This window comes from Streptomyces sp. NPDC006368 (genome assembly GCF_040612535.1).
Taxonomy (GTDB): Bacteria; Actinomycetota; Actinomycetes; order Streptomycetales; family Streptomycetaceae; genus Streptomyces.
In genome coordinates this window covers 22,159-43,033 of record NZ_JBEXQK010000020.1, presented here as the reverse complement: position 1 = coordinate 43,033, position 20,875 = coordinate 22,159, and the positions used below count along the sequence as shown (strand labels likewise).

The window sequence follows — 20,875 nt, the reverse complement described above, 5'->3', positions numbered from 1 at the left end:
TCGTCTCGTTACGGTGGCAGTGCACCGCCGGGTCCCACAGTTGGCGATCCTGCGCGAGACGGACGCGTTCCTCGCGCACGCGGGCGCGGGGCGACGGGCAGGAGGGCCTCGCGGCGGGCACGCCGATGGTCGCCGTACCGCAGGCCGTCGACCGGTTCGGCAAACGCCGACGCGCCGGCGTCCCTCGGCGTGGCCCGTCACCTCCCGATGGCCGACGCCACCGCCGACACGCTGCGGGAGGCCGTCCTCGGCCTCGTCGAGAACCCCGAGGTCGCGCGCCGGGCGACGGGGATCCGCCTCCGCGTGGCCACCGAGGGCGGCGCGCGGCGGGCGGCGGACCTCATCGAGGCGGAGCTGGGGCCGGTGCCGCGCGGCGCGTGACCCCGTCCGCCCGGCGTCGGTAGTGGAAGGGGCCCGCGTCGCCGATACGCCTGTGGACGGTCGCCGACGCGCCCACCTGGCCGGGGGGTTCGCCAGGGCCGCATCCAACACGGGGGCCGCGACCGGCCGTTGGCTCGATTGCCCGGTTCTCACCCCGGGGTCCCACACCGGCCGGGGCGTCAACGGGCCTGCCCGGCTTGCCGGTTCGCGTCCGTTTTCTTATTACGAACACTTGTTGAGTAAGTCACAGGCGTATGAAGGTCTTGATCCGGGCGCGTCAATCGGTCAGGGTTTTGGATCAGTCCCCGGAAATCTTCCGTCCGGGGGCCATTCCCCCCACAAAAGATGACGAGGAGACCCCTCTTCATGACCATTCACCACCGCGCCCGCGGCCTCAAGCTCACCGCCGCCATAGCCGCCGTCGCCGGAGTGGCCGTCCTGAGCCCGTCCTACGCCGGTGCGGCCCCCGCGCCCGCGGAGGGCACCGTGTACGGCCTGGGTGCCGAAGGCGCCGTCGCCGGGAGCTACATCGTCCTGCTGGACGAGAAGGCGGACAAGGCGAAGCTCGCCGAGGAGTACGGCGGCACCCTGCGCCGCAGCTACAGTTCCGCCGTCAACGGCTTCTCCGCGAACGGGCTCTCCCAGGCCGAGGCCAGGCGGCTCGCGGCCGACCCGGCCGTCGCCAAGGTCGTCCAGAACAAGAAGTTCACCATCAGCGCCACCCAGGCGAACCCGCCGTCCTGGGGCCTCGACCGCGTCGACCAGGCCGACACCGCGGGTGACGGTGCGTACACCTACCCCGACAAGGCGGGCGAGGGCGTCACCGCGTACGTCATCGACACCGGCGTACGCGTCAGCCACAAGGACTTCCAGGGACGCGCCGTCTCCGGCTTCGACGCCGTCGACAACGACGACGACGCCACCGACGGCAACGGACACGGCACCCACGTCGCGGGCACCATCGCGGGCGCCGCGCACGGCGTCGCCAAGAAGGCGAAGATCGTCGCCGTACGGGTCCTCGACGACAACGGCTCCGGCACCACCGAGCAGGTCGTCGCCGGCATCGACTGGGTCACCAGGAACCACCGGGGCCCGTCCGTCGCCAACATGAGCCTCGGCGGCGGCGCCGACGAGGCCCTCGACGAGGCCGTCCGCAAGGCCATCGCCTCCGGCGTCACCTTCGGCGTCGCCGCCGGGAACGAGTCGAGCGACGCCGGGCAGGGCTCCCCCTCCCGCGTCCCGGAGGCCATCACCGTGGCCTCGTCCACCAAGGACGACCAGCAGTCGGCCTTCTCCAACTTCGGCTCCGTCGTGGACGTCTACGCCCCGGGCTCCGACATCACCTCGGCCTGGAACGACAGCGACGAGGGCACCAGGACCATCTCGGGTACGTCCATGGCGACCCCGCACGTCGTCGGCGCCGCCGCCGTCTACCTGGCGGGCCACCCGGACGCCACCCCGGAGCAGGTCGCCAAGGCCCTCACCGACGGCGCCACCGCCGGCAGGATCTCCAACCCCACCGGCGGCACGGCCAACAAGCTGCTGAAGATCGTCGAGTAGGCCCACCCCGCGCGCGGTCCCACCGGACCGGCGGCCGCCGTGCCCTCCCCCACGGGGCGCGGCGGCCGTCCTATCGTGTGACCATGACGACGAGGTACGCCGTACTGCTGCGCGGTATCAATGTCAGCGGCCACAGAAGAGTCCCCATGGCGGAGCTCCGCACCGTCCTCACGGACCTGGGCCACAGCGACGTACGGACCTATCTGCAGAGCGGCAACGCGGCCTTCGCCACCGCGTCCCGCGCGGGCGAGGACGAGCTGCGCGCGGAGGTGGAGCAGGCCATCGAGAAGCACTTCGGCTTCCGCGTCGACTGCCTCGTCCGCGGCGCCCCGTACCTGCGCGCCGTCGCCGACGCCTGTCCCTTCCCCGCCGCCGAGCTCGAGGCCAAGCAACTGCACGTCACGTACTTCTCGGAGCCGGTCGGCCCGGAGCGGTTCGCCGCGCTGGACCGGGCTGCCTTCCTCCCCGAGGACTTCCGGCTCGGCGACCGGGCGCTGTACCTCTACGCCCCGGACGGTTTGGGCCGCTCCGGACTCGCCGACGCGCTCTCCCGCCCCGCCCTCACCAAGGGCATCGTCGCCACCACCCGAAACTGGAACACCGTCGTCAAGCTGGTGGAGCTGACCCGTGGCTGACCCGACGCCCGCCGTCGCCGCCGCCATCGAAGGGGAGCTGCGCCTGCTCGACCCGGCGGTACGCACCACCCCCGCGTTCTTCGAGGAGCTGCTCCACCCGGAGTTCCACGAGTTCGGCGCCTCCGGCCGCCGTTGGGACCGCACCTCCCTGCTCGCCGCGATCACCGCGGACGACGCCCCGCCGCCCCGGGCCCTCACCACCTCGCCCATGCGCGGCACGCAGCTCGCCGACGACGTGGTGCACCTGACGTTCGACACCGAATCGGGGGGCCGCCGCACGCACCGCAGCTCCCTGTGGCTGCGCACCGACCGGGGCTGGCTGCTCTACTTCCACCAGGGCACGCCGTTCACGGACTGATCCCGTCCAGCCGCGCCAGATCGGCCGCGTCCAGGCGTACGGAGGCGGCGTCCAGATTCTCGTCCAGGTGCGCGAGCGACCCGGTGCCCGGCGTGGGCAGCAGGACGGGGGAGCGGTGCAGCAGCCACGCCAGCGCGATCTGACCCCTGCTCGCGCCGTGACGCGCGGCGACACCGTCCAGCTCGGCGGCCTCCGCACCGGTCAGGGCTCCGTTGGCGAGCGGGAACCACGGCAGGAACGCCACACCCCGCGCCTCGCACAGCGCCAGGACCTCCTCCGCTCCCCGGTCCAGGAGGTTGAAACGGTTCTGCACGGAGACCACCGGCGCCAGTGTCAGCGCCTGTTCCACCTGCGCGGCGGACACCGTGTCCAGGCCGATGTGGCGGATCTTGCCTTCCCGGCGCAGCTCCATCAGGGTCCCGAGCTGGTCCTCCATCGGCACCGCGGGATCCAGCCGGTGCAGTTGGTACAGATCGATCGTGTCCGTACGCAGCCGCCGCAGGCTCGCCTCGCACATCGCCCGCAGCCGCTCCGGACGCCCCTCGATGTGCCAGGCGCTGTCGCTCGTCCGGACCACACCGCCCTTGGTCGCCACGACCGGACCCGCCGGATACGGGTGCAGCGCCTCGGCGACCAACTCCTCGGCGAGGCCCGGCCCGTAGTTGTCGGCCGTGTCGATGAGGGTCACCCCCCGCTCGACCGCCCGCCGCAGCAGCGCCACCGCGTCCGCCCGCTCACCGCGCGGCCCCCAGTAGCCGCGTCCCGTCAACTGCGCCGTACCGAAACCGAGTCTGCGTACGGGCAGGTCGCCACCGAGCGCGAAGGTGTCCGAGATCATGACCGGACTGTAACCGCGCCCCTCTCGGCGCAGGCCCGATGGGCCTAAGCGGCGGCCACCCGCTCCTCGGCGCGCGCCGCCCCGTCGTACCGCTCCAGCAGCAGCCGCGCCAGCTCCGGTGACGGCCCCAGCACGGCGGCGAGGACATCCGCGCCGGCGGCGCCCTCGGCGATCCGGTCCGGCAGACGGCCCGGCGCGATGACGTACGGCGCCACCGCCACCCGGCGTACGCCGTCGGCGCGCAGCGCCCGCACCGCGTCCTCGGTGCGGGGAAGGGATGCGGAGGCGAACGCAGGCCGCACGGAGCACCAACCGGTGCGCCGCAGCTCCCGCGCCATTTCAGCGATCACTGCGATCGCCTCCGGGTCGGTGGAGCCCGCCGCGGCCAGGACGACCCCGGTCGAGCCCTTGTCGGCGGGGGCGAGCCCCGCCTCGTACAGCCGCCGCTCCACCGCCGCCACGAGCAGCGGCGACGGGCCGAGGACGTCCGCCTGCCGGATCCGCAGGGACGCCGGGGCCTCGCGCAGGACGGCCGGGATGTCGGCCTTGGCGTGGAAGGCGCGGGTCAGCAGGAGGGGGAGGGCGATCACCTCGCGCACCCCCTCCGCCGCGAGCCGCTCCAGCACGGCCGGCACCGACGGGACGTTGAAGTCCAGGAACGCCGTCTCCACCCGCAGCCCCGCCCGCAGGCCGGCGGCCCGCCGCACCAGGGCGTGGACGGTCGCGGCGTGGAGCGGGTCGCGGCTGCCGTGGGCGATGACGAGAAGGACGGGACGGTTCATGGCGTGGCTCAGCTCTTCACCAGCAGACCGCGCCGGCGCAGCACCGTGCGCTCCAGCGGGCTGAAGATCAGCAGGTCGATGGCGATGCCGACGACCAGGATGAGGATGATCGCCAGGAAGATGCCCGGCATGTCGATGTTGTTGCGGCCGTTCTCCAGCAACTGGCCCAACCCCAGGCCCAGATCGGGCGAGGAGGCGATGATCTCGGCGGCCATCAGCGACCGCCAGGAGAACGCCCAGCCCTGCTTCAGACCGGCCAGGTAGCCCGGCAGCGCGGCCGGCATCACGATGTGCCAGGCGCCCCGCAGCCCGGTCGCGCCGAGCGTCCGCCCGGCCCGCAGGAACAGCGGCGGCACCTGGTCGACGCCCGCGACGAGGCCGTTGGCGATCGACGGCACGGCGCCCAGCAGGATCACCGCGTACATCATCGAGTCGTTGAGGCCGATCCAGAGGACCGCGGGCGCCACCCACGCCACCGACGGCAGCGACTGGAGGCCGGAGAGGATCGGGCCGATCGCCGCCCGCACGAACTTCACCCGGGCGACGAGCAGCCCCAGCGGCGTACCGATGGCCAGGGCCATGAGGAAGCCGAGCAGCGCCCGCGACACGCTGGTCCACAGCACGTCGAGGAGCGTGCCCTCCAGCCACATGGTGGTCAGGCTGTCCCACACCGCGGACGGCGGCGGCAGCTTGAACTCGTCCGTGACCTTCGCCCACACCAGCAGCTGCCACACCACCAGCACCAGCGCGACCGCCACCACCGGCGGCAGGACCTTCTTCAGCAGGACGTCCCGCACCGGGGTGCGCGCCACGTGCACGGCGTCGAGGGCGTCGAGACCCGCCTCGAGGCCGGCGAGATCATCCGCCTTCGCGGCGGTCGTCGTATCAGTGCTGGCCATGACGGCGGATCTCCCCACGCAGTTCTTCGGTGATCTCGACGGACAGCTCCGCCACGGCGGCGTCCTCGATACGGCGCGGCTGCGGGATGTCGATCTCCCACTGACGGGCGATCCGGCCGGGCCGGGACGACAGCAGGACCACGCGCTGCGCCAACCGCACCGCCTCGCGCACGTTGTGCGTGACGAACAGCACCGACAGTCGCGTCTCGCGCCAGATCCGGGTCAGCTCGTCGTGCAGCACGTCGCGCGTGATGGCGTCCAGCGCCGCGAACGGCTCGTCCATCAGCAGCAGGTCGCTGTCCTGGGCGAGCGCCCGGGCCAGCGCCACCCGCTGCCGCATACCGCCCGACAGCTCGTGCACCCGCTTGCCGTACGAGCCGCTCAGCCGCACCAGCTCCAGCAGCCGCTCGGCCTCGGCGCGCCGCTCGTTCTTCGCGACGCCGCGCAGCCGCAGCGCCAGCTCGATGTTCTTGCCCGCCGTCAGCCACGGGAACAGCGCGTGCTCCTGGAACATCAGGGCCGGCCGACCGCCCGGGGTGTCGATCGACCCCGCGGACGGCCGGTCGAGCCCCGCGACCAGGTTGAGCAGCGTGGACTTGCCGCAGCCGGAGGCTCCCAGGAGGGTGACGAACTCACCCGGCGCGACGTCGAGCGAGATGTCGTCGAGGACGAGCTGCCGTCCGGCCGGGGTGGTGAAGGACTTCGATACGTGCGCGAGCCGGGCCGCGTGAGTGGACACCGTGGCACGGTCCTCGGCCTTGGCGAACGTGGTGGCCATGGTCGTCACCTCCTGGGATCGGTCGTACGGGAGCGGGTTACTTGACGCCGAGACCGGCGTCGGGGACCTCGGGCCTGCCCTCGGCCTCGAGGACCTTGTTGAGCGGCTTCAGGTCGTAGATGCCCTTCAAATCGGGCTTCTTCAGCAGGCCCGCCTCCACCGCGTGATCGGCCTGCGCCTGGAGCGTGGCGGCCAGCGGGTCGTCGGTGAACCGGATGGAGGGCCACGCCGGGTCGATCACCTTGTCGCCGAGCGGCTTGCCGGTGAGCGCCTTCAGCTTGGCGTTCGCGGACGCCTTCGCCTTGTCCGGATTGGCGTTCATCCACGCGTTGGTCCGCACCGAGCCGCGCAGCACCGCCTCGACCACGTCCGGGTGCGCCGTGAGGAACTTCTGCGACACGATGATGTTGGTGATCACGAACTTCTTGTCCGGCCACAGCACCGACTCGTCGAGCAGCACCTTCGCGCCCTCGCTGACCAGCTTGGACGCGGTCGGCTCCGGCACCCACGCGCCGTCGATCGAGCCCGACTTGTAGGCGTCGGGGGCCACCTTGTTGTCCGTACGGACCACGGAGACGTCGCCCTTGCCGCTCTGCGCGTCGACCTTCCAGCCCCGCTCCGAGACCCAGTTGAGGAACGCGACGTCCTGGGTGTTGCCGTGCTGCGGCGTGGCGATCCGCTTGCCCTTGACGTCCGCCAGGGTCTTGATCCTGTCCGGGTTGACGACCAGCTTCACCCCGCCGGAGGCCGCCCCGCCGATGATGCGGAGGTTCTTGCCCTTGGACTTGGTGTAGCCGTTGATCGCGGGGGAGGGACCGATGAAACCGATGTCGATCGAGTCGGCGTTGAGCGCCTCGATCTCGGAGGGGCCGGCGTTGAAGGTGGAGACCTTCAGCCGGGTGCCGCCCAGCTCCTTCTGGAAGATGCCCTCCTGGTCGCCCACCAGGGCCGTGGCGTGGGTCAGGTTCGGGAAGTACCCGAGCCGCACCTCGTCGGCCGAAAGCTTCTCGCCCTTGGCCTCCACCCGGGTCTCCGTGGGGGCCTTGGAGCCGTAACCGCAGGAGGCGAGAGCACCGATCAACAGTGGCAGCGCCGCCGCGGCGGCGAGACCGCGGCGCAGGGTGGTGGTGCGGTAAGTGGCAGGCACGGGAGGGTGTTCCTCTCGTCGGGCCCGGTGCTCACGTCCTCCTGATCGTCGTCAGGGGCGTGGCCGGGAAGTGGGCAGATGGCTGTCTTCGGCGGTGCGGGTGGCGCGGGAGCGGACGCGGCGTCAGCTGACACATCGTGCGACACCCCCGGTCCCCGCGCCGACGGCGCCGCTGCCGATCCGGCCGCCCTCCTTCGCGAAGGTCGCATAGACGTCGATGGTGGTCACCTCAGAAGTCCCAGCCCTCGTCGTCCGCGACGGCCACCGGCGCCTCGGCGGTGGCGAAGGCGTCGCCCGCCATGCCCGCGGCGAGCGTGGTGCCGTCGGCCGGGTCGATGAGCAGGAAGGAACCGGTGCGGCGCGAGTCGGCGTACGCGTCGATCGCCAGCGGCTCGGCCATGCGGACGACGACGCGGCCGATGTCGTTGGCGACCAGCCGGCCGGGCGCCGGGTGCTGGGACAGGTCGTCCAGCGTCAGCCTGGACGGGATGTCCTTGACGATCGCCTTGACGGTGCGGGTGGTGTGCTTGAGCAGCACCCGCTGGCCCACCGCGAGCGGCCGGTCGGCGACGTGGCAGACGGTCGCCTCGATGTTCTGGCTGGTGGCGGGCGCGTCGTGGCTGGGCACGAGCAGGTCACCGCGCGAGATGTCGATGTCGTCCGCCAGCAGCAGGGTCACCGACTGCGGGGTCCACGCCACGTCCACCTGCTCACCCAGCAGGTCGATCCCGGTGATCGTCGACGTACGCCCGGAGGGCAGCACGGTCACCCGCTCGCCGACGCGGAACGTACCGGCCGCGATCTGCCCGGCGTACCCCCGGTAGTCGGGGTGCTCGGCGGTCTGCGGGCGGATCACGTACTGGACGGGGAAGCGCGCGTGGCAGCTCGTCAGGTCGTGGCTGACCGGCACGGTCTCCAGGTGCTCCAGCACCGTCGGGCCGCCGTACCAGTCCATGTGCGAGGACGCCTCCACGACGTTGTCCCCGGCGAGCGCGGAGATCGGGATCGCGGTGACCTCCGGGACGCCCAGCTCCAGGGCGTACGCCGTGAACTCCTCGGCGATCCTCGCGAAGACCGGCTCGGCGTACTCGACGAGGTCCATCTTGTTGACGGCGAGGACGACGTGCGGGACGCGCAGCAGGGCGGCGATCGCGGCGTGCCGGCGGGTCTGCTCGACGACACCGTTACGGGCGTCGACGAGGATCACCGTCAGCTCGGCGGTGGACGCGCCGGTGACCATGTTGCGGGTGTACTGCACGTGCCCGGGCGTGTCGGCCAGGATGAACCGGCGCCGGGGCGTGGCGAAGTAGCGGTAGGCGACGTCGATGGTGATGCCCTGCTCACGCTCGGCCCGCAGACCGTCCGTCAGCAGCGCGAGGTCGGGCGCCTCCTGGCCACGGGAGCGGGAGGCGTGCTCCACGGCCTCCAGCTGGTCGGTCAGCACCGACTTGGAGTCGTGCAGCAGCCGGCCCACCAGGGTGGACTTGCCGTCGTCGACGGACCCGGCCGTCGCGAAACGCAGCAGCGTGGTGGCGCTGAGCTGCTCGGTGGTGCTGGTCATGGCTAGAAGTACCCTTCGCGCTTGCGGTCTTCCATCGCCGCTTCGGACAGCTTGTCGTCGGCGCGCGTCGCGCCCCGCTCGGTGAGCCGGGACGCGGCGATCTCGGCGATCACGGCGTCCAGCGTGGTGGCGTCGGACTCGACGGCGCCCGTGCAGGACATGTCACCCACGGTCCGGTACCGGATCAGGCGGGTCTCGACCGTCTCGGTGTCCTTCGGGCCACCCCACTCTCCGGCGGTCAGCCACATGCCGTCACGCCGGAACACCGGCCGCTCGTGGGCGAAGTAGATCGCGGGCAGCTCGATGTTCTCCCGGGCGATGTACTGCCACACGTCCAGCTCGGTCCAGTTCGACAGCGGGAAGACGCGCACGTGCTCGCCGGGCGCGTGGCGGCCGTTGTACAGCTGCCACAGCTCCGGGCGCTGCCGGCGGGGATCCCACTGGGAGAACTCGTCCCGCAGGGAGAACACCCGCTCCTTGGCGCGTGCCTTCTCCTCGTCGCGGCGCCCGCCGCCGAAGACGGCGTCGAAGCGGTGCTGCTGGATCGCCTCGGTCAGCGGCACCGTCTGCAGCGGGTTGCGGGTGCCGTCGGGGCGCTCGCGCAGTTTGCCCGCGTCGATGTACTCCTGCACGGAGGCGACGTGCAGCCGCAGCCCGTGCTTCTCCACCGTGCGGTCGCGGTACTCGATGACCTCGGGGAAGTTGTGCCCGGTGTCCACGTGCAGCAGCGAGAAGGGGATCGCGGCCGGGGCGAACGCCTTCAGCGCCAGGTGCAGCATGACGATGGAGTCCTTGCCGCCGGAGAAGAGGATCACCGGCCGCTCGAACTCGCCCGCCACCTCGCGGAAGATGTGCACCGCCTCGGATTCGAGGGCGTCCAGGTGGGTCAGGGCGTACGGGGTGCCGGTGCCCTCACCCACGACGTTGACGCTCGTCGTCATGCTGCGGCCCTTTCGTTCGCTTCTCCGCCTGCCCGGCGCGAAGGTGCTGCCATCGTGGTGGTCTGCGGCCAGCCGGCCGCGTCGTGCGCGTCGCTCACAGCAGGCCCCTTTCGGTGAGCAGCGTGTGGACCGCGGCGGCGGACTCCCGCACGGTCTGGTTCTGGGACTCGATGCGCAGGTCCGGGGTCTCCGGCTCCTCGTACGGGTCGTCCACGCCCGTGAGCCCGCTGATCTCGCCCGCCGCCTGCTTGGCGTACAGGCCCTTCACATCGCGTACGGAGCACACCTCGACCGGCGTGGCGACATGCACCTCGACGTACGCGGTGCCCTGCCGCCGGTGGCGCGCCCGCACCGCCTCACGGCTGTCCGCATAGGGGGCGATGACGGGCACCAGGACCTTCACGCCGTTCGACGCCAGCAGCTCGGCGACGAAGCCGATCCGCTGCACGTTGGTGTGCCGGTCCTCGCGGCTGAAACCGAGGCCCGCCGACAGGAACTCGCGGATCTCGTCGCCGTCCAGCACCTCGACGCGGTGCCCATCGGCGCGCAGCCGGCCCGCCAGCTCGTACGCGATCGTGGTCTTGCCGGCGCTCGGCAGACCCGTGAGCCAGATGGTGGCTCCGGTCGTCACTTGTGTCTCCTGAGTGGTCGTCATCAGCCGTGCAGCCCGCATTCCGTCTTGGTCCGGCCCGCCCAGCGGCCGGCGCGCGCGTCCTCGCCCTCCAGCACCCGGCGGGTGCAGGGCGCGCAGCCGACGGAGGCGTACCCGTCCATGAGCAGCGGGTTCGTCAGTACGCCGTGCTCGGCGACGTACGCGTCCACGTCGTCCTGGGTCCAGCGGGCGATCGGCGAGACCTTGACCTTGCGGCGCTTCTCGTCCCAGCCGACGACCGGGGTGTTCGCCCGGGTCGGGGACTCGTCGCGGCGCAGCCCGGTCGCCCACGCGGCGTACGCGGTCAGCCCCTCCTCCAGTGGCTTGACCTTGCGCAGGGCGCAGCACAGGTCGGGGTCGCGGTCGTGCAGCCGGGGGCCGTACTCGGCGTCCTGCTCGGCGACCGTCCGGCGCGGGGTCAGCGTGATGACGTTGACGTCCATCACGGCGTCGACCGCGTCACGGGTGCCGATGGTCTCGGGGAAGTGGTAGCCGGTGTCGAGGAAGACGACGTCGACGCCGGGGAAGACACGGGAGGCGAGGTGGGCGACGACCGCGTCCTCCATGGAGGAGGTGACGCAGAAGCGCTTGCCGAAGGTGTCGGCCGCCCACTTCAGGATCTCCGGCGCGGACGCGTCCTCGAGGTCCCGGCCCGCCTGCTCGGCGAGCGCCCTGAGGTCCTCCGCCGTGCGGTCCTCCGTTACCTGAGTCTTCGTCATATCGCTTCCCCTCCACCGTCGTCGCGCCGAAGCCCCCGGGACAGCAGCCCGAGGAACTTCAACTGGAAGGCTCGGTTGCAGGCCGCGCATTCCCAGGCGCCGTGCCCGGTCTCGTTCGGCCGCAGGTCCTCGTCGCCGCAGTACGGGCAGTGGAACGGCGCCGCGCGCTCACTCATGCCATGTCCTTCGTCTCGCTCGCCGCGCTCACGAAAGCGCCTCCTCCGAGGCGCGCGCCGCCCAGGTGGCGAAGCGCTCGCCGTCCTCGCGCTCCGCCTCGAAGCGCTTGAGGACCCGCTCGATGTAGTCGGGCAGCTCGGCGGAGGTGACCTTCAGGCCGCGCACCTTGCGGCCGAAGCCGGCCTCCAGGCCGAGCGCGCCACCCAGGTGGACCTGGTAGCCCTCGACCTGGTTGCCGTCGTCGTCGAGCACCAGCTGGCCCTTGAGACCGATGTCCGCCACCTGGATACGGGCGCAGGCGTTGGGGCAGCCGTTGATGTTGATGGTGATCGGCTCGTCGAAGTCCGGGATGCGGCGCTCCAGCTCGTCGATCAGCGCCGCGCCGCGGGCCTTCGTCTCGACGATCGCCAGCTTGCAGAACTCGATGCCGGTGCAGGCCATCGTGCCGCGCCGGAAGGGGGACGGCTCGACCTGCAGGTCCAGCGCCTCCAGGCCCGCCACCAGCGACTCGACCTGGGGCTCCTCGACGTCGAGCACGATCATCTTCTGCTCGGCGGTGGTGCGCAGCCGGGCGGAGCCGTGCGCCGCCGCCACGTCGGCGATCTTCGTGAGCGTGGCGCCGTCGACGCGGCCGACGCGCGGTGCGAACCCGACGTAGAACCGGCCGTCCTTCTGCCGGTGCACGCCGACGTGGTCACGCCACTGCCGCACGGGCTGCTCGGGCGCGGGCCCGTCGATCAGCGCGCGCTTCAGGTACTCGTCCTCCAGGACCTGGCGGAACCTCTCGGGGCCCCAGTCGGCCACCAGGAACTTCAGGCGGGCGCGGTTGCGCAGTCGGCGGTAGCCGTAGTCGCGGAAGATCGAGATGACGCCCTCGTACACATCGGGGACCTCGTCGAGCGGGACCCACGCGCCGAGCCGCACACCGATCTTCGGGTTGGTGGACAGGCCGCCGCCGACCCAGACGTCGAAACCGGGGCCGTGCTCGGGGTGGTTCACGCCGACGAAGGCGATGTCGTTGATCTCGTGCGCCACGTCGAGGAGCGGCGAGCCGGAGATCGCCGACTTGAACTTGCGGGGGAGGTTCGAGAACTCCTTGTTGCCGACGATCCGGCGCTGGATCTCCTCCAGTGCGGGGGTGCCGTCGATGATCTCGTCCTCGGCGATGCCGGCGACCGGCGAGCCGAGGATGACACGCGGGGTGTCACCGCACGCCTCCGTCGTGGACAGCCCGACCTCTTCGAGGCGGTTCCAGATCTCGGGGACGTCCTCGATGCGGATCCAGTGGTACTGGATGTTCTGCCGGTCGGTGATGTCCGCGGTGCCGCGCGCGAACTCCTGCGAGATCTCGCCGATGACCCGCAGCTGCTGGGTCGTCAGCCGGCCGCCGTCGATGCGGACGCGCAGCATGAAGTACTCGTCGTCCAGCTCCTCCGGCTCCAGGATCGCGGTCTTGCCGCCGTCGATCCCGGGCTTGCGCTGGGTGTAGAGGCCCCACCAGCGCATGCGGCCGCGCAGGTCGTTGGGGTCGATCGAGTCGAAGCCGGCCTTGGAGTAGATCGTCTCAATGCGTGTCCGCACATTGAGACCGTCATCGTCCTTCTTGAACTGCTCGTTGCCGTTGAGGGGCGTGAAGTGGCCCCTGGCCCACTGACCCTCGCCACGGTGCCGTCCGGCCTTGCGGCGGGGCGTGGCGGGGGCGGGCTTTTCCGGGGTGGAGGCCATGACGATACGTCCTTCGGGACTGCAGGAGGGCGGCTCTGACCTGCACACGCGCGCGCGGAAACTGGCGGTGGCGCGGCGGTGCGCAGTGGGGTGCGGAAGATCGGGGGTCGCGGTGGCGCTGGCTTGCTCAGCTCACCGGACAGATGGCGCTGGACATGCGGCCGAGGTCGACGTGCCGCCGACTCACCAAGGCAATTCCAGCTCGAGACATGACGGAAGCCTGGCATGGGACTTTGGACCCAGTCCACCTTTGTCCATGATGTGGACGGGAGTGTCCCGCATTGTGGACAAGTGTGTCATGGGTCACTCAAAGAGCCCGCTGGGGCGCCCTCCGCGGACCGGCTGCCCCTGTGTTCCCCGGGGGCACCCCCACCGAAGGTGCGCGCCGTCAGGGGCGGGCGCCCGGCCAGGGCCCCGGGGGCGCGGTGTCCGGCTCCTCGGTCACCTCGGTGTCGAAGAGCGTGAAGCCACGACGCAGATAGTTGTCCATCGCGTGCTCGCCGTCCAGCGAGCAGGTGTGCAGCCACACCCGCTTCGTCGGCGTACGGCCCGGCCAGCGGTCCGCCAGGTCCCAGGCGCGGGCGGTGCCGTACGACAGCAGGTGCCCGCCGATCCGCCGCCCCCGGAACGCCGGGATCAGCCCGAAGTAGACGATCTCGACGACCCCGTCGTCCTGCGGGTCCAGCTCCACGTACCCCGCCGGTGTCCCCTTCTCGTACGCCACCCAGATCTCGGCGCCGGGCCGGTCGACGATCTCCCGCCACTGCGCGTACGTCAGCCCGAGCCGGTCCGTCCAGCGGATGTCGCCGCCCACCGCCGTGTAGAGGAACCGGCTGAACTCGGGGGAGGGCACCTCGGCCCGGACGACACGTATGTCCCCGTCCGGCTCGGCGGCCGGCCGCAGATCGTCGGGCGAGGTCTGTTCCAGGGACCAGGTGGTCACGGCGATGCTCATACCGTCCAGCGAATCACGCCTCCGGCCCGCGCCCCAAGCCGCGCCGCCCGCCCCGCGCCGCCACCACCGCCGGGGCCGTCGAGTGCGGCAGCAGGTCACCCGGGTCCGCCGGGAGGACCACCGTCACCTCCACCTCCTCGCGGAAGCGGTACGGGCGGTGCGCCAGCAGCCCGCCCAGCGTGCGGCGTACCCGGGACATCTCCGCGCGGACCGTCACCGTGCGCGTACGGTCACCGAAGACGTCTGCCGCCAGGTCCGCCGCGCTCCGGCCGTCGGGGTGCCGCGCCAGCACGTACAGCAGCTCGGCGTGGCGGGGGCTCAGCTCCTGCGTCCAGCCGCCCGCCCCGCCCGTCACCTCCAGCGACCAGCGGCGCGGCCGGCTGACGTCCAGCACCGCACGGCTCGGCACGTCGACCGCCGCCTCGGCGTTCCCGTCCTCCAGCCGCAGCAGCCAGCCCCCGGGCAGCGGCTCCACCACGCACCGGCCCAGCGACGGCACGAGGACCCGCCCCGCGCCGAACCCGCCCGGCAGCGCCAGCCGGTCCACCGGCGGCATCCCCGTGACCGCCGCCGGCCACCCGTGGCCGTCCACCGCCAGTGCCCGCCCCCCGACCCGGCACAGGACCGGCGCCGCCACCGAGCGCAGCCGCTCCAGGTCCGTGAAGTGCCGGTTGCGCAGCTCGGCCTCGGCCAGCTTGGCGACCGAGCTGACGAGCATCAGCGTCGCCGGGTGCATCGTCGCCAGCGGCCCGCTCACATCCACCGCGCCCAGCAGCCGCCCGTCGCGCGGATCGGTGATCGGCGCGCCCGCGCACGTCCACGAGTGGTGCGTCGCCACGAAGTGCTCCGCCGAGTGCACCTGCACCGGGCGACGGGTCACCAGCGGGGTGCCCACCCCGTTCGTCCCGACGGTCGCCTCCGTCCAGTCCGCGCCCGGCTCGAACCCGTGCCCGTCCGCCTTCCGCAGCACCGCCGGACTGCCCTCCCGCCACAGCACCCGGCCGTCCGCGTCCGCGACGACCATGATGTGCTGCGGCGAACCCGAGTACGAGCCCGACGCCGACACCAGCCCCTCACGCAGCAGCGGCAACAACTCCGCCAGCGGCGAGGCGCTGCGCCGGTGCTCCAGCTCCACCGCCGACAGCAGCCGGGAGCGGTGGTCCTTGTCCGGATCGATGCCCTTGCGCAGCATCCGCTGCCACGACTCGCGTATGTCGGCGCGCGGCGCCAGCGGGGGCCGCCCGCCCTTCAGCGTGGCGTCCCGCACCCCCTTGAGCAGCAGCGCCGCCTCCCGCGCGTCCATGGCGGCGAGCCGCGCCATGTCGACAGTCGCCTCGCGCACCGGTCCCTCCCCGCTGCACCGCACACGGTGGCTGGTATACGTCACCCCATTCTCCCCCCGCCGTCATGGGCGTCGCGCACCGATACCCCCCACCTCGCTGCAACCCCTTGCAACTCTCGCGAACGACCCCGCTCCTGCGCGAAAGTGGTGTCGTACCGGACCCGGCGACGGCGCTCCGGTACGGCGATGGGTTGGTGCCGTGTCGGCGCAGCACCACCCCACTCTCCCCGGGCGCGGGCCGTTCTGGACACACGGCCCGCGCCCGCCCTCGCTCTCGTGTCAGACGACCGCCCGGGCCCGCTCCACCACGGCCCCCAGGTCCAGGGTGTGCGGCAGCGTCCCGAACGCCGTCCCCCAGTCGCCTCCCAGCCGCGACGCGCAGAACGCGTCCGCCACCGCCGCCGGCGCCCACCGCACCAGCAACGACCCCTGGAGCACCAGCGCCATCCGCTCGACCAGCCGGCGGGCCCGCGCCTCGATGCCGTCCAGGTCGGCGAGGTCCGTCAGCAGGTCCTTGATCGCCCCGTCCAGCCGGTGGTCCGCGCCGCGCGCCTGCCCGACCTCCTCCAGGAAGGCGTTCAGCGCGTACGGCTCCCTCTGGAGCGCCCGCAGCACATCCAGCGCCTGGACGTTGCCCGAGCCCTCCCAGATCGAGTTCAGCGGCGACTCGCGCAGCAGCCGCGGCATCCCGGACTCCTCCACGTAACCGTTGCCGCCGAGACACTCCAGCGCCTCCGCAGTCGTCGGTGTGCACCGCTTCGTCACCCAGTACTTGGCCGCGGGCACCGCCAGGCGCAGGAACGCCTGGTCCTGCTCGCTCCCGGAGTCGTACGCCGCCGCCAGCCGCATCGCCAGCGTGGTCGCCGCCTCCGACTCCAGCGCCAGATCGGCCAGCACGTTGCGCATGAGCGGCTTCTCCAGCAGAACGCCGCCGAACGCGCTCCGGTACGCGGCGTGGTGCACGGCCTGCGCCACCGCCTGCCGCATCAGCGCGGCCGACCCGATGACGCAGTCCACCCGGGTCGCCGCCACCATCTCGATGATGGTGCGCACCCCGCGCCCCTCCTCACCGACCCGCCGCGCCCACGTCCCCTCGAACTCCACCTCGCTCGAGGCGTTCGACCGGTTGCCCAGCTTGTCCTTCAGCCGCTGGATCCGGAACACGTTCCGCGAACCGTCCGCCAGCACGCGCGGCACCAGGAAGCACGTCACCCCACCGGGGGCCTGCGCCAGCACCAGGAAGGCGTCGGACATGGGAGCCGAGCAGAACCACTTGTGGCCCGTCAGGACGTACTCGCCCTCCGCGTCCAGCGGCGTGGCGGCCGTCGTGTTGGCGCGTACGTCGCTGCCGCCCTGCTTCTCCGTCATGCCCATCCCGAAGAGCACGCCGCCCTTCTCGGCGGCGGTCCGCAGCTCCTCGCCCTCGTACACCTGCGAGGTCAGCTTCGGCTCCCACTCGGCGGCGAGCGCCGGGTCCGTCCGCAGCGCGGGCACCGCGGCGTGGGTCATCGACAGCGGACAGCCGTGCCCCGCCTCGGTCTGCGTCCACACGAGGAACCCGGCGGCGCGCCGCACATGGCCGCCCGGCCGGCCCCAGGCGTTGGTGAGCCCGTTCGTCACCGCGTGCCCCAGCAGGCGGTGCCAGGCGGGGTGGAAGTCGACGTGGTCGATCCGGTGGCCGTACCGGTCGTGGGTGCGCAGCTTCGGCGGGTTCTCGTTGGCGAGGAACCCCCACTCCTGCGCCTGCGCGGACCCGGCGGTGGTGCCCAGCTTGGAGAGCTCCCCGCGGACCTCGTCGAGGAGTTCGAGCGGAAGGTGACGTTCCACGGCTTCCGTCAGCGCGTGATCGGCGCTGAAGACGTCGTACCCGACCAGGGGCGGAGGCTGGTTGGTCACTGTGTGGGTGGTGGCTGCCATGCGGATACGGTAAGGAGGTGCAGGCAGCAAAGGAAACACCCCAGTGGCACCCGCGGTCACCGGGCAGACTTCACCGGGCCCGGGCCCTCTACCGCAACGTCTCCAAGCGGAAGATGGCGTGGCTGCTCCTGAAGGACACCGTCAATTCGTGCATCGAGTACCGCATCCTCGGCCTCGCCGCCGAAGCGGCGTTCTTCACCCTCCTGTCGCTGCCGCCCCTGATGCTGGGCCTGCTCGGTCTGCTCGGTTACATCGACGACTGGACCGACACGACGACGGTCGCCTCCATCGAGAAGAACATCCTCGCGGCCGTGGGCACGGTCCTGTCCGACCGGGGCGTCAACGACATCGCCAAACCCCTGCTGGAGGACGTCACCCAGGGCGGGCGCCCGGACGTCATCTCGATCGGCTTCGCCATCGCCCTCTGGTCGGGCTCGCGCGCCGTCAACGTCTTCATCGACACCATCACCGTGATGTACGGCCTCGACGGTCGCCGCGGCATCGTCGCCACCCGGCTGCTGGCCTTCGTCCTCTACATCGTGGCGCTGCTGATCGGCGCGGTGGTCCTGCCGCTGGCCGTGGTCGGACCGGACCGGGTGGTCGAGCTGATCCCGTGGGGCACGGAAGTCGTCGCCATCCTGTACTGGCCCGTCGTCATCCTCCTGTCGATCGCCTTCCTCACCACGCTGTACCACGTGTCCGTCCCGGTCCGCTCGCCCTGGATCGAGGACGTCCCCGGCGCCCTGGTGGCCCTCGCGATGTGGGTGCTCGGCAGCTTCCTGCTGCGCATCTACCTGACCAGTACGGTCGAGGGCCCCACGATCTACGGCTCCCTGTCCGCCCCCATCGCGGTCCTGCTGTGGATCGGCATCTCGGCCTTCGCGGTCCTGGTCGGCGCGGCGGTGAACGCGGCGATCGACCGCGTCTGGCCCGCCGCCACGACGGCCGCCGCCCGCGCCGAGACCGAGCGCGTCCGCACGGCCGAGGCCGCCGCCCTGGTGGCCCGCGCCAAGGCGGCGGTTGAGGGACTGGACGACGACGACCCGGACATGCCGTCGGAGTTCCCGGAGCGCTGGTCGCGATTCCTGCCGCCGGACGACGTGGTGGCGCGGCTGCACACGCCGAAGGAGAAGGACAGGGACAGGGAAAGGGAGAAGAGCAAGGGCAAGGACAGGGAGGGGGAGGAGCGGCCCTAGTTCCCCTCGGAGTGGGGCGCGGGCTCGGAATCGGACTGGGGCGCGGACGCGGACGCGCGGGCGCACTGGGGCCCCGGCTCGGACGCGCGCACCACCGCCACCGTGCGAACGGCAGTCGATCGGGCAGGTCCGGAGGTCATCGCCCTCACCCGGAAGGCCCCGCCGTCACGAGCCGCCGCCGCGTCCCCGACCGCCTCCGCGAGCGAGGAGCACCCCTCGTCCAGGGCGACCGCGCGGAAGCCCGGAGGCCTCCACCCGCCGCCCCGGGCCGCCCTCCGCAAGGCAACGTAATGTTAAGGTAAAGAAGATCCTTTGCTTGGTGTCCCCGTGAGAGCTCCGGAGGGGATCATGGGAATCCGTCGCACCCCACTGCCCGGCGTCGGCACGCAGTACGACCTCACCACCGAAGCGGGCCAGCACATCTCGGTCGTCGTCCACCACGACGGCCGCCGCTTCCTCGGCTTCTACCGCGCCGACGACCCCGACACCTGCCAGGCGTCGGTGCCCCTCACCCCCGAAGAGGCGACCGCGCTCGCCCACCTGGTGGACCCCGCGCCGCTCGACTCCCTCCGCGCGCCCGGCCTGGACCTGGTCACCGAGCACATCCCCGTCCACAGCCGCTCCCCGTACGCGGGGCGGCTGCTCGGCGACACCCGGGCGCGCACCCGCACCGGCGCCTCCATCGTCGCCGTCCTGCGCCGCACGAGCGCCCACCCCTCACCCGGCCCCGACTTCCGGCTGGCCATCGGGGACACCCTCGTCGCCGTGGGCACCCGCGACGGCGTGGACGCCCTCGCCGCGATCATCGCCGGAGGATGACATGCACGACACCGCCGCGCTCCTCATCGAACTCGGAGCGGTCATCCTCGCCCTCGGGCTGATAGGCAGGTTCGCCGGACGCATCGGCCTCTCCCCGATACCCCTCTACCTCCTGGCCGGCCTCGCCTTCGGGCATGGCGGGCTCCTCCCGCTCAACGCCAGCGAGGACTTCGTCGCCGTCGGCGCCGAGATCGGCGTCATCCTGCTCCTGCTGCTGCTCGGACTCGAATACAGCGCCACCGAGCTCGTCGACAGCCTCAAGACGCAATACCCCTCCGGCGCCGTCGACTTCGTCCTCAACGCGACCCCCGGCGCCGCCGCCGCGCTCCTCCTCGGCTGGGGCCCGGTCGCCGCCGTCGCCCTCGCCGGCATCACCTGGATCTCCTCCTCCGGCGTCATCGCCAAGGTCCTCACCGACCTCGGCCGGCTCGGCAACCGCGAAACACCCGTCATCCTCGGCGTCCTCGTCATCGAGGACCTCTCCATGGCCGTCTACCTGCCGCTCCTCACCGCCCTGCTGGCCGGCGTGGGCCTCGCCGGCGGCAGCATCACCCTGCTCATCGCGCTCGGCACGATCGGCCTCGTCCTGTACGTCGCCCTCCGCCACGGCCGCCTGCTCAGCCGCGCGGTCTCCTCCGACAACCCCGAGATGCTGCTCCTCGTCGTCCTCGGACTGACGGTGCTCGTCGCCGGGATCGCCCAGGAGCTCCAGGTCTCGGCGGCGGTCGGCGCGTTCCTCGTCGGCATCGCGCTGTCGGGCGAGGTCGCCGAGGGCGCGCGTGAACTGCTCACCCCGCTGCGCGATCTGTTCGCCGCGGTGTTCTTCGTCTTCTTCGGCCTGTCGACCGACCCCGCCGCCATCCCGCCGGTGCTGCTGCCCGCGCTGCTGCTCGCCGGCACCACCGCCCTGACCAAGATCGCCACCGGCTGGTACGCGGCCCGGCGCGCCGGCATCGGCCCGCGCGGGCGCCTCCGCGCGGGCGGGGCGCTAGTCGCCCGCGGTGAGTTCTCCATCGTCATCGCGGGCCTCGCGGTGGCGAGCGAACCGCGGATCGGCCCCCTCGCCACGGCGTACGTCCTGATCCTGGTCGTCCTCGGCCCGATCGCCGCCCGCTGGACCGAACCGGCGCTGGGCCGGGCCCGTCGGCTCCGGCGCCCCGGTCACTCGGGCCGCTCAGGCGGCCCCGGACACGCCGAACACCGTACGGACCCGCCCCCGGGACACGAGCAGCTCAGGGAGGGCGTGGAGGTCAGCGGACCGGCTGAGGCTCGATGAGCACGGCGCCGCCGCCCTCCATGGCCATGATGGTCCGGCTTCGCCCGGCCCCGGCGCAGTGGAGCGATCACGGGTGACGGGGAAAAAAAGCATTGGCACGGGTGCGTGGAGCTGCCCTAGGGTGAAACCGTTCGTGCCGGAAGAGCTGTAAGCGTGCCGCAAGAGCTGTAAGAGCGATGGACGGGAGGTGTGACCGATGGCTGTCACTGCGCAGGGC

21 protein-coding genes and 1 pseudogene are annotated in these 20,875 nt (G+C 72.0%); 7 read left to right on the top strand and 15 right to left on the bottom strand.

Going from position 1 to position 20,875, the window contains the following annotated elements; all coding sequences use genetic code 11:
- Window positions 1-31: 31 nt before the first annotated feature.
- The 4 genes and pseudogenes from ABZZ38_RS17195 to ABZZ38_RS17180 form a co-directional block, all read left to right on the top strand.
- Window positions 32-381 (top strand): annotated as a pseudogene (locus ABZZ38_RS17195) (nucleotide disphospho-sugar-binding domain-containing protein); the annotation flags it as partial.
- A gap of 366 nt (window positions 382-747) precedes the next feature.
- Window positions 748-1,941: a S8 family serine peptidase gene (locus ABZZ38_RS17190; RefSeq protein ID WP_356740355.1), complete on the top strand. Its 1,194-nt coding sequence runs from the start codon at window positions 748-750 to the stop codon at window positions 1,939-1,941.
- 83 nt (window positions 1,942-2,024) lie between these two features.
- On the top strand, window positions 2,025-2,576 hold the full coding sequence (locus ABZZ38_RS17185; protein ID WP_356740353.1) for a DUF1697 domain-containing protein: 552 nt from the start codon (window positions 2,025-2,027) through the stop codon (window positions 2,574-2,576).
- Window positions 2,569-2,934, top strand: a complete 366-nt coding sequence (locus ABZZ38_RS17180; RefSeq protein WP_356740351.1) for a nuclear transport factor 2 family protein — start codon at window positions 2,569-2,571, stop codon at window positions 2,932-2,934. Before ABZZ38_RS17185 ends, ABZZ38_RS17180 begins: the two co-directional genes overlap by 8 nt.
- On the opposite strand, the gene ABZZ38_RS17175 is transcribed toward ABZZ38_RS17180, so the two are convergent.
- The 15 genes from ABZZ38_RS17175 to ABZZ38_RS17105 all read right to left on the bottom strand — a co-directional run bounded on the left by ABZZ38_RS17175 (window position 2,924) and on the right by ABZZ38_RS17105 (window position 17,367).
- Complete coding sequence (locus tag ABZZ38_RS17175) at window positions 2,924-3,772, bottom strand: aldo/keto reductase (RefSeq protein ID WP_356740349.1); 849 nt, start codon at window positions 3,770-3,772, stop codon at window positions 2,924-2,926. The two genes, ABZZ38_RS17180 and ABZZ38_RS17175, sit on opposite strands and share 11 nt — an antisense overlap.
- A 44-nt stretch (window positions 3,773-3,816) precedes the next feature.
- A complete protein-coding gene (locus ABZZ38_RS17170; RefSeq protein WP_356740347.1) occupies window positions 3,817-4,554 on the bottom strand; it encodes a sirohydrochlorin chelatase in 738 nt (245 codons plus the stop codon).
- 8 nt (window positions 4,555-4,562) lie between these two features.
- Window positions 4,563-5,453: an ABC transporter permease gene (locus ABZZ38_RS17165; protein ID WP_356740345.1), complete on the bottom strand. Its 891-nt coding sequence runs from the start codon at window positions 5,451-5,453 to the stop codon at window positions 4,563-4,565.
- The gene (locus tag ABZZ38_RS17160) at window positions 5,440-6,231 is read right to left on the bottom strand and encodes an ABC transporter ATP-binding protein (protein WP_356740343.1); all 792 of its coding nucleotides are present in this window, start codon (window positions 6,229-6,231) and stop codon (window positions 5,440-5,442) included. Before ABZZ38_RS17160 ends, ABZZ38_RS17165 begins: the two co-directional genes overlap by 14 nt.
- Window positions 6,232-6,268: 37 nt before the next feature.
- Window positions 6,269-7,378, bottom strand: a complete 1,110-nt coding sequence (locus ABZZ38_RS17155) for an aliphatic sulfonate ABC transporter substrate-binding protein (RefSeq protein ID WP_356740341.1) — start codon at window positions 7,376-7,378, stop codon at window positions 6,269-6,271.
- Window positions 7,379-7,607: 229 nt separating this feature from the next.
- Window positions 7,608-8,939 carry a GTP-binding protein gene (locus tag ABZZ38_RS17150; protein ID WP_356740339.1) on the bottom strand — a complete coding sequence of 444 codons (1,332 nt, stop codon included), beginning with the start codon at window positions 8,937-8,939 and terminating at the stop codon, window positions 7,608-7,610.
- 2 nt (window positions 8,940-8,941) lie between these two features.
- Window positions 8,942-9,880, bottom strand: coding sequence for a sulfate adenylyltransferase subunit CysD (gene cysD, locus ABZZ38_RS17145; protein ID WP_356740337.1), 939 nt, complete (start codon window positions 9,878-9,880; stop codon window positions 8,942-8,944).
- Window positions 9,881-9,974: 94 nt separating this feature from the next.
- Window positions 9,975-10,553: an adenylyl-sulfate kinase gene (gene cysC / locus ABZZ38_RS17140; RefSeq protein WP_356740335.1), complete on the bottom strand. Its 579-nt coding sequence runs from the start codon at window positions 10,551-10,553 to the stop codon at window positions 9,975-9,977.
- Window positions 10,535-11,251, bottom strand: coding sequence for a phosphoadenylyl-sulfate reductase (locus tag ABZZ38_RS17135; RefSeq protein ID WP_356740333.1), 717 nt, complete (start codon window positions 11,249-11,251; stop codon window positions 10,535-10,537). The genes cysC and ABZZ38_RS17135 overlap by 19 nt, the downstream gene beginning before the upstream one ends.
- A complete protein-coding gene (locus ABZZ38_RS17130; protein ID WP_356740331.1) occupies window positions 11,248-11,427 on the bottom strand; it encodes a hypothetical protein in 180 nt (59 codons plus the stop codon). The genes ABZZ38_RS17135 and ABZZ38_RS17130 overlap by 4 nt, the downstream gene beginning before the upstream one ends.
- 28 nt (window positions 11,428-11,455) lie before the next feature.
- Window positions 11,456-13,153, bottom strand: a complete 1,698-nt coding sequence (locus tag ABZZ38_RS17125) for a nitrite/sulfite reductase (RefSeq protein ID WP_356740329.1) — start codon at window positions 13,151-13,153, stop codon at window positions 11,456-11,458.
- A gap of 127 nt (window positions 13,154-13,280) precedes the next feature.
- Entirely contained in the window at window positions 13,281-13,364 is an 84-nt protein-coding gene (locus ABZZ38_RS17120; protein ID WP_312846103.1) for a putative leader peptide, read from the bottom strand.
- Window positions 13,365-13,541: 177 nt separating this feature from the next.
- Window positions 13,542-14,108 carry a GNAT family N-acetyltransferase gene (locus ABZZ38_RS17115; RefSeq protein ID WP_356740327.1) on the bottom strand — a complete coding sequence of 189 codons (567 nt, stop codon included), beginning with the start codon at window positions 14,106-14,108 and terminating at the stop codon, window positions 13,542-13,544.
- 13 nt (window positions 14,109-14,121) lie between these two features.
- Complete coding sequence (locus tag ABZZ38_RS17110) at window positions 14,122-15,450, bottom strand: GAF domain-containing protein (RefSeq protein WP_356740325.1); 1,329 nt, start codon at window positions 15,448-15,450, stop codon at window positions 14,122-14,124.
- A 279-nt stretch (window positions 15,451-15,729) separates the two neighbouring features.
- Window positions 15,730-17,367 (bottom strand): acyl-CoA dehydrogenase family protein, encoded by a 1,638-nt coding sequence (locus tag ABZZ38_RS17105; RefSeq protein WP_356740323.1) that lies wholly within the window; start codon window positions 17,365-17,367, stop codon window positions 15,730-15,732.
- A 17-nt stretch (window positions 17,368-17,384) separates the two neighbouring features.
- Here ABZZ38_RS17105 and ABZZ38_RS17100 point away from each other — a divergent pair, with 17 nt between their 5' ends.
- The 3 genes from ABZZ38_RS17100 to ABZZ38_RS17090 all read left to right on the top strand — a co-directional run bounded on the left by ABZZ38_RS17100 (window position 17,385) and on the right by ABZZ38_RS17090 (window position 20,658).
- A complete protein-coding gene (locus tag ABZZ38_RS17100; RefSeq protein ID WP_356740321.1) occupies window positions 17,385-18,563 on the top strand; it encodes a YihY/virulence factor BrkB family protein in 1,179 nt (392 codons plus the stop codon).
- Window positions 18,564-18,911: 348 nt separating this feature from the next.
- The gene (locus tag ABZZ38_RS17095) at window positions 18,912-19,382 is read left to right on the top strand and encodes a TrkA C-terminal domain-containing protein (protein ID WP_356740319.1); all 471 of its coding nucleotides are present in this window, start codon (window positions 18,912-18,914) and stop codon (window positions 19,380-19,382) included.
- 1 nt (window position 19,383) lies between these two features.
- Window positions 19,384-20,658, top strand: coding sequence for a cation:proton antiporter (locus tag ABZZ38_RS17090; protein WP_356740317.1), 1,275 nt, complete (start codon window positions 19,384-19,386; stop codon window positions 20,656-20,658).
- Window positions 20,659-20,875 lie beyond the last annotated feature (217 nt).